The sequence below is a fragment of the Pontibacter locisalis genome, assembly GCF_042684605.1.
GTDB classification, from domain to species: domain Bacteria; phylum Bacteroidota; class Bacteroidia; order Cytophagales; family Hymenobacteraceae; genus Pontibacter; species Pontibacter locisalis.
The window spans coordinates 34,090-46,502 of sequence record NZ_JBHULU010000010.1 but is presented as its reverse complement, the minus strand read 5'-3'; the positions used below and the strand labels follow the sequence as shown (position 1 = coordinate 46,502).

The window sequence follows — 12,413 nt, the reverse complement described above, 5'->3', positions numbered from 1 at the left end:
TTTATAACTAGAATTGATTTAAAAGCCTCAGGAAACATGTGTCTGGTTAATGCAGCGCCTGAGTCCTAATGAACCGGAACTACTTGAGTTTATCAGCTCCCATCCCCGAACCACCGAAAGAATAAAGGAGCTGAATAGGCAGATCAAAAAGAATGAGTATGAAATAGCTCCAAGCCCGGCTTTAGAAGCTGCCTGAGAAAGCCTGAAGGAGTAATGAATTAAGCACTGAGCTGTAGCTTTACTCCTAATATCATTAACTTCCTGTGAATCCGGGTTCAGAGTTAGAGTCGAGCATTTCTACCCGTTTGCCCATCTTTTTCTGGATAATCTTAAAGTGATGCTGGTCTTCAGGTGTGATGAGTGAAATAGCTTTGCCAGAGGCACCGGCACGTCCGGTCCTTCCTATCCGGTGAACATAGTCTTTGGGGGAACGTGGAAGCTCATAGTTGATCACGTAAGGCAAAGACTGAATATCAATGCCCCTGGAAGCAAGATCAGTGGCGACAAGAACAGGCACTTTGCCAGATTTAAATTTAATTAGCGCCTCGGTTCTGGCACCCTGGCTCTTCTTGCTGTGCATAGCAGCTGCCTGAATACCGTTTTTATTTAACTTTTCCGCCACATTATCCGCAGTACGGGTAGACGAAACAAAAATCAGAACCTGCTGCATGTTTTCCCTCCTGATCAGGTACCTTAAAAATGGCCCTTTCTTTTCAGGGTCAACATGATACGCAAGCTGCTCTATCTGCTCAGGAGTCACACCTTCCTCTGCATGAACCTCAATCTTTACCGGATCCTGAAGCAGATTTTCTTTGATGTCTTCGATGTTGTTGCTTAGGGTGGCGGAGAAAAGAATGTTCTGTCTTCTTGCTGGCAGCAACGCAAAGATCTTATGCATCTCCTCTTCAAAGCCCATGTTCAGCATCTTGTCTGCTTCATCCAGTACAAGCGTTTCAACTTCGGAGAGTTGCACTGCTTTTGAAGAAACCAGATCCAGTAATCGGCCTGGCGTAGCCACAAGAATCTCAGTGCCTTGCAGCTGCATCATTTGTGGGTTTATGGAAACGCCTCCATACACCGCAAGTGTCTTCACCTTTCGCGGCAGTTGCTGTCCAAGAGCCTTAAAAACCTCATTCACCTGCACTGCCAGTTCACGGGTAGGCACTAACACCAACACTCTTATCCGTCTGTTCTTTGCTGCAGGTTTACCCTGGATCTGCTGTAAAATGGGGAGCACAAAGCTGGCTGTTTTACCGGAACCAGTTTGCGCAATACCCATAATATCTTTCCCACGCAGAATAGCAGGTATCGCCTCCTGCTGAATGGGGTATGGTTGTGTGTACTGTTGAGCGGCTGCTGCTTTTAGCAGGGGCTCAGAAAGACCTAAAGAAGCAAAGGACATAGTCAGCTATAGTATACAGTTCTCCTGAACCTGTAACAAATGTAATTGATCTATTTGAATTACGCGGAATGTATATGAGCGTTAAGGCTTAGGTTCTTCTTCTGAAGTTTCCTTTTCCTGTTCTTCTGGCGGAGCAACCCGACGCTACTAAATTATAATTTTCAGGAACTTTATAATTAAGCTTTCTATCTTTGTAAGCAGCATAAACAACCAAACTAGCTGCCGTGTATAAAAGCCTCCTTCGCCCGCTGCTGTTCCAGCTTGATCCCGAAAAAGTACATTATCTTACCGCCGATGCTGTAAAGGTTGCCAACAAGCTGCCCTTTGTTAAAAATTTTAGTCAGAATATGTTCCAGGTGCAGGACCCACGCCTGGAGCGTGAATTATTTGGCTTGAAATTTCCGAATCCTGTGGGCCTTGCTGCTGGCTTTGATAAGGATGCGAAGCTGATCGATGAATTTGCCAACTTTGGGTTTGGGTTTATTGAAATCGGAACCTTAACCCCAAAACCGCAGGAGGGGAACGAAAAGCCGCGGCTTTTCCGTCTGCCACAGGATCAGGCGATTATCAACCGTATGGGCTTTAACAACGAGGGCGTAGATGCTGCAGTAAGAAGGCTGGAAAAGCGTAAGAGTAACATTATTGTTGGCGGAAATATTGGCAAGAACAAAATAACCCCGAATGAGGAAGCCGTGAATGACTATATGTATAGCTTCAAGGCTTTGTTTGATGTAGTGGATTACTTTGTTGTGAATGTAAGTTCACCAAATACGCCGGACCTGCGGGCACTGCAGGATAAGGAGCCGCTTAAAAATCTCCTGCTTACACTGCAGGAAGAGAATAACAGGCATTCCAAACCTAAGCCACTGCTGCTTAAAATCGCCCCTGACCTTAACCTGAACCAGCTTAACGACATTATCGAGATTGCCACAGAGGCAAAACTAAGCGGCATTATTGCAACAAACACTACGGTTAGTCGGGCCGGGCTTTATACCTCGTCCAGGCAAATAGAGGCTATGGGCGCTGGCGGGCTCAGCGGCAAGCCATTGAAAGAACATTCCACTCAGATTGTCCGGCACCTGCGAACTTTTTTGCCCCAGGAGATCCGCGTAATTGGGGTGGGAGGTATTATGACGGCAGATGATGCCGTGGAGAAGCTTCAGGCCGGGGCAGACCTCATCCAGTTATATACTGGCTTCATCTATGAAGGCCCCTCACTCGTTGGCCGCATCAACAAAAAACTCTTGACTAAATAATTTAAATTGCCTGACTTTTTGCTGAGCGCTTCTTCCAAAAAAATGTAAATTTGGAATCTTTAACTAGTCAGAGGTATGGGCAAGAACACTTACAGAAACGATACGCTTGTAGGGCGGAAGAATGAGGTGCGTGGTAAGAACGAGCCACGGAGAGCAAATGTGCCGAAAAGTGAGATGCAGAAGCAGGCAAAAAAGAAATTTTCTTTTAAGCTGCCTACTTTGCCGAAGTTTCAGATTGGCTTCTTAAGTGATCGCCGGTTCAAGCTTGCCATCGGCTTTACTCTCCTTCTTTTTGCTTTTTGTATGACCATTGCTTTTGTCTCTTACCTGTTCACAGGTAATGCAGATCAAAGCGTAGTGGAGTCTGTAGATGGTGCCGGTTTAAAAGAATCAGGAAAGGAGGCCGAGAACTGGCTGGGCTTATTTGGTGCGTGGCTTTCTCATTTCTTTATTTATGAACTGGTAGGCATTGGTGCCTTCTTTATAATCCCTGTGCTTTTTGTTGGTGGTTTGCGCATCGTTTTCAAGCGTGTGACTACTTCCATGACCTATATCTTAGGCCTCTGCAGCTTTTGTATGCTGTGGCTGTGCCTGATGATGGGCTACGTGGTATTTGCTCTTGATGCAGTGGGCCCGCTTGGGTTTTTGGGAGGCGGCGTAGGTATAGAGGCAGCTATCTGGATTAATAGCCTGATCGGCTGGGGGGCATGGCTGTTTCTGGGATTCTTGTTGCTTGTATTCCTGGTTGGCTTCTTTAATATTACTAGTGTAAGCTGGGGGACGAAAACGGCGGATGAAACGGAAGAAGATTCAGCACAAGAATATAACCGTGCATCCTCTTTAGGAGATGTATTGGGTAATTCAGCCAGAGGTGTGAACCATACCGCTGATCCTACCGCCTCACTGGAGCATGAGGAGGAAGAGGAAGTGCTGTTTGATGAGGAAGACGACGAGATAAATCGTGCCCTGGAAATGGAATTAAGCACCATTTCTCCAAAAGAAGAAACTTCTGCAAAATCTGCTGGTCCTTCGTTGGAGCTGGATATTGAAGAGAGTGATGACCTTGTGCTGGATGGTTTTGATAACACCGAAGAGCCAGAAATGGAGCTGCAAATAGAGGAGACTCCTGAAGAAGAGGAAGCTTTTGGCGTAGCCGGTGAGAATTATGATCCTACTTTGGACCTGGCCCGTTACCAGTACCCGCATATAGACCTGCTGACTGACTATGGCAGCAGCAAGATACAAGTAAGCAAAGAGGAGCTGGAGGCTAACAAAGATAAGATCGTAGATACCCTTGGCCACTACAATATCAGTATTGCCAGCATTAAAGCTACTATCGGTCCAACTGTTACACTTTACGAGATCGTGCCGGATGCCGGTGTGCGTATTTCCAAGATCAAGAACCTGGAGGATGACATTGCGCTGAGTTTAGCGGCTTTGGGTATTCGTATCATTGCCCCGATTCCGGGTAAAGGTACCATTGGTATCGAGGTGCCGAACACCAAAAAGGAGATGGTTTCGATTAAGTCCATTCTTTCCACGGAGAAGTTCATGAAAAGCGATATGGACCTGCCGATCGCTTTTGGTAAAACCATCACAAACGAGGTTTTTATCACCGACCTTGCCAAAATGCCTCACCTGCTCATGGCGGGTGCTACTGGTCAGGGTAAGTCGGTTGGCTTGAACGCAATCCTTACCTCTTTACTTTACAAGCGTCATCCTTCGCAGCTCAAGTTTGTACTCGTTGACCCGAAAAAGGTGGAGTTGTCGCTGTTTAACAAGATTGAGCGCCACTTCCTGGCTAAGCTGCCTGACACGGACGAAGCTATCATCACCGATACCAAAAAGGTGGTGAATACGCTGAATTCACTTTGTATGGAAATGGACATGCGTTACGACCTGCTGAAGGATGCCGGATGCCGTAACCTGAAAGAGTACAACCGCAAATTTGTAGAGCGCAGGCTGAACCCGCAGAAAGGCCATCGCTTTATGCCCTACATCGTGCTGGTAATAGACGAATTAGCCGACCTGATGATGACTGCTGGTAAAGAGGTGGAAACGCCTATTGCGCGTCTGGCACAGCTGGCCCGAGCTATTGGTATTCACCTGGTGGTGGCCACACAGCGTCCGTCAGTCAACGTGATTACGGGTATCATCAAAGCAAACTTCCCGGCACGTATCTCTTTTAAAGTTACCTCCAAGATCGACTCCCGTACCATTCTGGATGCCGGTGGGGCAGACCAGCTTATAGGTCAGGGAGACATGCTGTTCTCAATTGGTTCTGATATGGTGCGTATTCAGTGTGCCTTTGTGGATACTCCGGAAGTAGACCGCATCTGCGACTTTATCGGGGAGCAGCAGGGATATAGCGATGCTTACCTATTGCCAGAGTTTGTGGGTGATGAAGGAGGTAACGAAAAGACTGACTTTGACCCAAGCTCTAAAGATTCACTTTTCGAAGAAGCAGCCCGCATTATTGTGCAGCACCAGCAGGGGAGTACTTCATTATTGCAGCGCCGCCTGAAGTTAGGCTATAACCGTGCAGGCCGTTTGATAGATCAGTTAGAGTCGGCCGGCGTGGTTGGTCCTTTCGAAGGAAGTAAGGCTCGTGAAGTATTAATTCCGGATGAGTATAGTTTGGAACAGTTATTGAATACGATGGGGTAGAGATACCTAAAAAGTAAATTATAGACATGAAAAGATTACTCTCTTTATTGCTGGCAGTGATGCTATTTGTTAATCTGGCAAACGCACAGCAAGATCCCAAGGCTGCGAAAATACTGAACGCCATGAGCCAGAAGTATAAATCCATGAAGGCCTTTAAAGCAAATTTTAGCCAGACACTGGAGAATCCTTCGGCCAAAGTAAAGGAAACGATGAATGGCGATATCCTGGTAAGCGGAAATAAATATCGTCTAGGTGTGAGCGGCCAGGAAGTTATCAGCGATGGTAAATTAATGTGGACGTTCCTAAAAGATGCTAATGAAGTGACCATCACTGAGTCTGACGAAGAGGCAGAAAGTATGTCTCCGAGCAAGATATTCGATATGTACAAGAAAGGTTATAAGTATGCTTATGCCGGTACAGAGACAATGGATGGTGTAAAGTATGATGTGATTGAGCTTTCTCCTGAGGATCGTACAAACCCGATTTTCAAAGTACGCTTGTTTATCAATCAGAAAGATAAGACGCTGAAGAGCTGGCAGATGTTCCGTAACAACGGTAACCGCTATACTTACACGATCAAGAATTTTCAGGCTAACCCAACCCTTGCCTCTGATGCTTTTTCCTTCAACAAAGCGAAGTACAAGGGTGTAACCGTGGTTGACCTTCGATAAAATACCAACCTTTTATGATTTGAAAAGGCTGCTCTTTTGGGGCAGCCTTTTCTTTTTTAGGAATTACCTGGAAACTACCTCTATCGTTTTTGTTATGACCTGATCCGGATAAACAGGCAGGAACTTAAAGGTATAAGTGCCAGGTGCTTCAGGCTTAAACTCATAAATTACCTGGCGGGTAGGGAGATCCATGGTGCAGAAGCCTTCCCGGTATTTTGGGTAAACTTCAATATAAGTCGCATCATTTTTCTTCTCAACTTTAAAAGATCCGAACTGCCCGCAGCCGTTATTTACTGTGAAGTAAATGGTGATCGGAACTGTGCTCCCCACTATAGCCGATTCAGGTGTATCTACTCTAGAAATATAGGATGGGTGTTCCTCCAGGGAATTTACTGGTTCATCGTCTTCTTTAGAGCAGCCTAGCAAAGAGAACACCACTATAAGGACTAACAAAAAGGTATATCGTGCCATAGTCTTTTTACTTCATTTATCTCTATGATAAGAGTCGCTTTAAATAAAATTGGTTGCAAGGCAGGTCAAAAAAGTACCCAAATGGACATGCTGCTTATTTATTCAACGAAGTATTATACAGAAGCAGGTAAAAAATGTAGTTTTGTCTATTCCATTTCATTCTCAAGATCATGACCAGAGAACAGCTATTCGAGCAAATCCTGTTAAAAAAATCTTACCTGTGTGTCGGGTTAGACACTGATCCTAAGAAACTGCCCGAGCACCTGCTGGATACTGAGGACCCGGTGTTAGAGTTTAACAGGCAGATAATTGAAGCAACCGCTGATCTATGTGTGGCCTATAAGCCCAACATTGCTTTTTATGAGGCACAAGGGCCACGGGGATGGATAAGCCTGGAGAAGACACTGCAGTATATACCAAAAGAAATTTTCACCATCGCGGATGCTAAGCGAGGCGATATAGGGAATACTTCTGAGCTGTATGCACGTGCCTTTTTTGAGACACTCAAGTTTGACTCGGTAACTGTTGCTCCTTATATGGGTGCAGATTCTGTAAAGCCTTTTCTGGTGCAGGGTGGCAAATGGGTGATTCTTTTAGCATTAACATCTAATTCAGGAAGCCAGGATTTCCAGATGCTGAAACTGGCAGATGGAAGCGAAGAGTATTTGTTTGAGCAGGTGCTGCGTGAAAGTTCCACGTGGGCCACTGCCGGGCAAATGATGTATGTGGTTGGGGCTACGCAGGCCGAGTACGTGCAGCGTGTAAGAAAATTAGTGCCAAATCACTTTTTGTTGGTGCCGGGAGTAGGAGCGCAGGGTGGAAGCCTAGAAGAAATATCCAGGCTGGGCATGAACCAACAGTGTGGCTTACTGGTGAACTCGTCACGTGGCATTATCTACGCCTCCTCCGGACGTGATTTTGCCGAAAGAGCCCGTGAAGCAGCCCTTCAAATCCAGCAGGAGATGGAAGGATATCTGGAGCAGTATGTACAGCACCTGTAAAACTAGTCTGAATAGGAGAACTACTCTATATGAATAACAATGATGTAATACGCCGGACCCGTTATACCTTTGAATTTGAGGATTCAAAGATGATAGAGCTATTTGCTTTGGGTGGCAAGGAAGTGACGCGTGCACAGGTAAGCGACTGGCTAAAAAAAGAGGACGACCCTGAATACAAAAAAATAGATGATGAGCACCTGGCCACTTTCCTGAATGGATTGATTATTGAAAAGCGTGGTAAAAAGGAAGGCCCACAGCCTGTTGCGGAGAAGCGGTTGAACAACAACATCATTCTCAGGAAGTTAAAGATAGCTTTGAATCTGAAGGATGAGGATATCATAGAAATTCTAAAATTAGCCAGGTTTCTGTTAGGGAAGCACGAGTTAAGCGCCTTCTTTCGGAATCCTGGCCAAAGCCAGTATCGTCTGTTAAAAGACCAGATCCTGCGCAACTTTCTGCATGGCATGCAGATCAAATATCACCCTAACAGCAAAGAATAGGGGTGCGCCTAATGCAGGAAAATTTATCTTTATTCCCTTTTTTTTCGCTGACTCACCATTTCCCAAACTTATAGCAAGTGAAAGAAGACTTCCTGCACTATATCTGGCGACACCAGTACTTTAGCAAATCAGGTCTGGCAACGGTTGGAGGAGAAGAAGTGCAGGTGCTTCGGACAGGCTTCTATAATACTGATGCTGGTCCTGACTTTAGGGAAGCCTTAGTTAAGATTGGAAATGTGGAGTGGTCGGGTAGCGTGGAGGTACATATCAGTGCTTCTGACTGGTACAAGCACCAGCACCAGACGGATGCGAAGTATGACCAGGTCGTTTTGCATGTAGTCTGGGAAGCAGACAAGGCTGTTTACCGGCAGGATCATAGTCTGGTGCCAGTACTTGAGCTGAAAAGCCGTGTTGATCTGGCGCTGCTGCAACGTTATGAGAAGCTGCAACAGTCACAAGCAGTCATTCCCTGCGCAGCCTTTTGGGCCTATGTACCCGAAGTAACGAAGCTAAGCATGATGGAGCGATCCCTGATTGAGCGCCTGGAGCTGAAAGGAGAGGAGGTACTGCAGGTTTACAAAGGGTACGGAAACGATTGGGAGCAAACTGCTTACCACACATTACTGCGCAGCTTCGGGTTTAAAACGAATCAACAGGCTTTTGAGCTACTGGCAAAGGCGCTGCCCCAGAAAGCAATCCGTCAGCACCAGCCCTCACAATTTCAGCTGGAGGCGCTGCTGTTTGGGCAGGCCGGTTTTCTGAAGGATGCAGAAGATGAGTATGCTTCTCAATTGCAAAAAGAGTACATTTTCCTGAGCCACAAGTATAAGTTGCAGTCTCTGGCAATGCAGCCCCATCAATGGAATTTTCTACGGATGCGGCCAGCCAACTTCCCCACTATGCGTTTAGCCCAGTTAGCGGCTGTGCTGCATCAGCAATCTGCTGTTTTCGCTGTTCTATTGGATACAACTGCCTCGAAAGAGTATGAGTCCTGGTTCAGAGCCCCGGTGTCTTCTTATTGGCAACAACATTATATGTTTGGCAGAGCGGTAAAGAACAACCAGGTAGGCATGGGGAAAAGCAGTGCTCAGAATCTCATCATAAACGCCGTAGTTCCTCTTCTGGCAGCTTACGCCAGCTATAGTGGGAACAGAGATTACTTGGAAAAAGCCATTACCCTGCTGGAACTGGTGAAAGAGGAAAGCAACCAGTATACCCGCAAGTATGAAGAGTTGGGTTGGAAGCTAAAGTCGGCAGCGGATAATCAGGCTGCTTTAGGTCTTTATAAGTTATACTGTGCGCCCGTAAACTGCCTGCATTGTGGGGTAGGGAACAAGCTCATGAAGCAAAAAACAGGCTCTGCATGAGTGTGATAGTCTTTTTTACTAATATAATGCTGCTGCTGTTACTGGTGTGGTGGCTGTGGAAGCAGCCTTGCCTAAACAGCATCAGGCCTTATGTGCTTCCTGCTTTAGCTTTTAAACTAGTCTGCGGTGTTCTTGTAGGATTACTGTACCATCATTATTATAAGGAAGGCGATACCATCACTTTTAAAAATGCTTCGCTTATACTGTCAAGCTATGCTAAGCAAGATCTGACTGGCTATATCCGACTAATTCTTTTTAATGAATTTAGTAGTGAAAGCTTCCGGTCCTCAGTACCGTTTTCCCGCCTCCCAAACTTCTCCAACTCCTTCTTCTTTATAAAGCTCCTGAGCCTGTTCAACCTGCTCACAAACAGCAGCTATTACCTGAATGCGCTTTATCTGTCCCTGTTTAGTTTCTGGGGTACTGCCACACTGGTGACAACACTTGTGAAGCTGGAGCCAAAATATAAAATGGCAGCCGTTATAGCTTTTTTATACTTCCCGTCGGTGGTATTCTGGAGCTCAGGGGTTTTGAAAGATAGCTTAATATTTGGCAGCATGTGCTGGGTAATCGCGATGGCTTTAGAGCTTGCCTCAGGGAAACGCCTTGAGAAATTAAATTGGTTGCTGATGCCGCTACTGCTTTACCTGTTTGTCCGGTTAAAATTCTTCCTGGCATTGCTACTGCTTCCACTTCTGCTGATCTATTTGCTTGTGCGCATTACAGCAAACAAAACAAAGCATTTAAAATCGCTGGGAGCACAGCTGGTAGCCGTAGGGCTTTCTGCTTGTTTCTTTGGGGTGATCGGGGCGTGGCTGGTAAAGGAGTATAACAATGCCTTCTTCTACAGAAACCTGGTTTATACCTATGATGAAATGCTCAAGTTATCGGTGGGGCAGCCCAGCATAAAGTTCACAAAACTGGAGCCTACCCTGAGCAGCATGTTGCTTAATGCACCGGAGGCTTTATTTGGCGCTATTTACAGGCCCTTTATCTGGGAGGCGGCAAATAACCCGCTGCATTTGCTGATGGGTTTTGAAAACCTCGTGATCTTATTGCTTACTATAGTTGCAATAGCCGCCCTGCTATTACAAAAGAAACGTCTTCCTACACCAAAGCAGCTGCTGTTCTTACTCATTATACTTTCCTTTGGGGTGATAATTGGCTTAACTACGCCCAACTTCGGAACACTTAGCAGGTATCGGATAGCATTCCTGCCTTTCCTGGTGTACCTGCTACTTCAAAGCAGTTATGTGCAGCACCTTTTGCAAAAGCTTCAGGCTAAGCCCCACTTTTAAACTCCCGCGCTTCTTCGTACCTTTGCGCCTTATTTAAGAGACTTATGCAAAATCCTGTTATCATATTAGGCGCCCGGAAGTTGGGAACTGCCGCACTCGACATTTTTAACAGTAACAATGTAGTGGTGTACTGTTTTCTGGATGATGACCAGAAACTGCAGCAACAGGAGGTGAACAACATCGCGGTGATGGGCAGCACTGAAGACAGTGAATTTCTGAAACTGATCGGGAAGACCTGCGATGTGTTTGTAGCCCTTGAGGACACTGCTGCCCGTAAAGGAGCCGTTAAGATGCTGAAAGAGGATTATAAAGCAGTGCCTGTTAATGCCATTCATCGTTTCAGTGCAGTGTCCGAATTCGCTTGGTTAGGGCATGGCAACATGATTGCTGCTGGAGCTGTTGTGAACAACAACGCGAAGATTGGTAGCCACACACTTATTCACTCCAATGCTGTGGTAGAGGCCTATGCAGAAATAGGTGACTTCGTGCAAGTTGGGGCTGGTGCAGTGATCAACTCGGAGGTAAAGATTGAGGATGGTGCTTTTATAGGCTCTGGTGCTGTGGTTGTATCTGGTGTGAAGATCGGCAAGAATGCCCGCGTTGGTGCCGGCGCAGTGGTAGTGGCGGATGTGCCTGCTAAAGCAACTGTATTTGGCAATCCTGCTGCTCCGGTAAAATAAACTTTTGTAGCTATATCTGCTGTTAAGGCAGAACTGATAAAAGTCATTTTAAGGACTTAAAGCAGTTGCTACTTTTGCAGAACAATTAATTAATATCAAACACTAAGCTGAAACTTAGCAGTTATGAACAAACCCTATAGCATATTACTTTACTACTGCTATGCGCAGATAGAGAATGCAGAGGCATATCGTGATGAACATCACCTGCTATGCCTGAATTTAAATCTTTTAGGTCGCATCATTGTATCTGATGAGGGACTTAATGGTACTGTTTCCGGTCTGAAAGAGGATTGTGAGAAGTACATGGAGGCGTTAAAAGCAGATCTTCGCTTCGCTAAAACTGATTTTAAGGTAGATGAATCTGACAAGCACGCTTTTGCTAAACTGCATGTGCGTTACAAGTCTGAGATTGTACATTCTGGTTTAAGGCACATCGACCCCAACAAACGCACAGGTGTACACCTGTCGCCGGAGGAGTTCAAAGCACTAAAAGATCAGGAAGATGTAGTGGTGCTTGATGTACGTTCTGATTATGAGCATAGCGTTGGGCGCTTCAAAAATGCCGTTACCCTTGATATTGAGAACTTCCGTGAGTTTCCGGATAAGGTGAACGAACTGAAGGAAAAGTATAAAGATAAGAAAGTACTTACGTACTGCACTGGCGGTATCAAATGCGAAAAAGCAAGTGCCTTTCTGCTGGATCAGGGGTTTGAAAATGTATACCAGCTGCATGGCGGGATTATTAAATATGGCATGGAAGCCGGAGGGGAAGACTTTGAAGGCAAGTGCTATGTATTTGACAACCGTGTGGCAGTTGATATAAATAAGGTGAATCCGACTGTTGTATCTGAATGCCATGTGTGTGGAACAAAGAGCGATCGTATGGTTAACTGCGCCAACTCTGTTTGTAACCTGCATGTACCCATCTGCGAGAAGTGTGGCTGGAAAATGGATGGAGCGTGCTCAACTGAATGTAAGGAGCATCCTGACAAACGCCCTTACGACGGCACCGGTTACTATCAAAAAGAGATGAATGGCTATAATCCTTTAAAAGGATTCAACCGCAAAAAGAAATCTGACGTACAAATATAAGTATTCTC

Annotated in this window: 11 protein-coding genes; 9 read left to right on the top strand and 2 right to left on the bottom strand. The window is 45.7% G+C overall.

What is annotated here, in order from left to right:
* Positions 1 to 253 precede the first annotated feature (253 nt).
* Entirely contained in the window at positions 254 to 1,402 is a 1,149-nt protein-coding gene (locus ACFSRY_RS07100) for a DEAD/DEAH box helicase (protein WP_377504552.1), read from the bottom strand.
* Between the two features lie 224 nt (positions 1,403 to 1,626).
* On the opposite strand from ACFSRY_RS07100, the gene ACFSRY_RS07095 reads away from it, so the two are divergent.
* The 3 genes from ACFSRY_RS07095 to ACFSRY_RS07085 all read left to right on the top strand — a co-directional run bounded on the left by ACFSRY_RS07095 (position 1,627) and on the right by ACFSRY_RS07085 (position 5,996).
* Positions 1,627 to 2,658 (top strand): quinone-dependent dihydroorotate dehydrogenase, encoded by a 1,032-nt coding sequence (locus ACFSRY_RS07095; protein ID WP_377504549.1) that lies wholly within the window; start codon positions 1,627 to 1,629, stop codon positions 2,656 to 2,658.
* 75 nt (positions 2,659 to 2,733) lie between these two features.
* Positions 2,734 to 5,325, top strand: a complete 2,592-nt coding sequence (locus tag ACFSRY_RS07090) for an FtsK/SpoIIIE family DNA translocase (RefSeq protein ID WP_377504546.1) — start codon at positions 2,734 to 2,736, stop codon at positions 5,323 to 5,325.
* A gap of 26 nt (positions 5,326 to 5,351) precedes the next feature.
* Positions 5,352 to 5,996 (top strand): LolA family protein, encoded by a 645-nt coding sequence (locus tag ACFSRY_RS07085; protein WP_377504543.1) that lies wholly within the window; start codon positions 5,352 to 5,354, stop codon positions 5,994 to 5,996.
* A 63-nt stretch (positions 5,997 to 6,059) separates the two neighbouring features.
* On the opposite strand, the gene ACFSRY_RS07080 is transcribed toward ACFSRY_RS07085, so the two are convergent.
* Entirely contained in the window at positions 6,060 to 6,467 is a 408-nt protein-coding gene (locus ACFSRY_RS07080) for a hypothetical protein (protein ID WP_377504540.1), read from the bottom strand.
* A 170-nt stretch (positions 6,468 to 6,637) separates the two neighbouring features.
* Between ACFSRY_RS07080 and pyrF the strand changes: the two genes are divergently transcribed.
* The 6 genes from pyrF to trhO all read left to right on the top strand — a co-directional run bounded on the left by pyrF (position 6,638) and on the right by trhO (position 12,405).
* Complete coding sequence (pyrF, locus tag ACFSRY_RS07075) at positions 6,638 to 7,468, top strand: orotidine-5'-phosphate decarboxylase (RefSeq protein ID WP_377504537.1); 831 nt, start codon at positions 6,638 to 6,640, stop codon at positions 7,466 to 7,468.
* Positions 7,469 to 7,497: 29 nt separating this feature from the next.
* Complete coding sequence (locus ACFSRY_RS07070) at positions 7,498 to 7,968, top strand: YehS family protein (protein ID WP_377504534.1); 471 nt, start codon at positions 7,498 to 7,500, stop codon at positions 7,966 to 7,968.
* Between the two features lie 77 nt (positions 7,969 to 8,045).
* On the top strand, positions 8,046 to 9,335 hold the full coding sequence (locus ACFSRY_RS07065; protein ID WP_377504531.1) for a DUF2851 family protein: 1,290 nt from the start codon (positions 8,046 to 8,048) through the stop codon (positions 9,333 to 9,335).
* On the top strand, positions 9,332 to 10,633 hold the full coding sequence (locus ACFSRY_RS07060; protein WP_377504528.1) for a hypothetical protein: 1,302 nt from the start codon (positions 9,332 to 9,334) through the stop codon (positions 10,631 to 10,633). The genes ACFSRY_RS07065 and ACFSRY_RS07060 overlap by 4 nt, the downstream gene beginning before the upstream one ends.
* A gap of 44 nt (positions 10,634 to 10,677) precedes the next feature.
* Complete coding sequence (locus ACFSRY_RS07055; protein ID WP_377504525.1) at positions 10,678 to 11,313, top strand: NeuD/PglB/VioB family sugar acetyltransferase; 636 nt, start codon at positions 10,678 to 10,680, stop codon at positions 11,311 to 11,313.
* Positions 11,314 to 11,436: 123 nt separating this feature from the next.
* The gene (gene trhO, locus ACFSRY_RS07050; RefSeq protein ID WP_377504522.1) at positions 11,437 to 12,405 is read left to right on the top strand and encodes an oxygen-dependent tRNA uridine(34) hydroxylase TrhO; all 969 of its coding nucleotides are present in this window, start codon (positions 11,437 to 11,439) and stop codon (positions 12,403 to 12,405) included.
* Positions 12,406 to 12,413 lie beyond the last annotated feature (8 nt).

Excerpts from the sequence above, each read along its gene's own strand:
- pyrF (WP_377504537.1), top strand. The coding sequence starts at position 6,638 with ATGACCAGAGAACAGCTATTCGAGCAAATCCTGTTAAAAAAATCTTAC.
- ACFSRY_RS07090 (WP_377504546.1), top strand. The coding sequence starts at position 2,734 with ATGGGCAAGAACACTTACAGAAACGATACGCTTGTAGGGCGGAAGAAT.
- ACFSRY_RS07060 (WP_377504528.1), top strand. The coding sequence starts at position 9,332 with ATGAGTGTGATAGTCTTTTTTACTAATATAATGCTGCTGCTGTTACTG.
- ACFSRY_RS07080 (WP_377504540.1), bottom strand. The coding sequence starts at position 6,467 with ATGGCACGATATACCTTTTTGTTAGTCCTTATAGTGGTGTTCTCTTTG.
- trhO (WP_377504522.1), top strand. The coding sequence starts at position 11,437 with ATGAACAAACCCTATAGCATATTACTTTACTACTGCTATGCGCAGATA.
- ACFSRY_RS07085 (WP_377504543.1), top strand. The coding sequence starts at position 5,352 with ATGAAAAGATTACTCTCTTTATTGCTGGCAGTGATGCTATTTGTTAAT.
- ACFSRY_RS07070 (WP_377504534.1), top strand. The coding sequence starts at position 7,498 with ATGAATAACAATGATGTAATACGCCGGACCCGTTATACCTTTGAATTT.
- ACFSRY_RS07055 (WP_377504525.1), top strand. The coding sequence starts at position 10,678 with ATGCAAAATCCTGTTATCATATTAGGCGCCCGGAAGTTGGGAACTGCC.
- ACFSRY_RS07100 (WP_377504552.1), bottom strand. The coding sequence starts at position 1,402 with ATGTCCTTTGCTTCTTTAGGTCTTTCTGAGCCCCTGCTAAAAGCAGCA.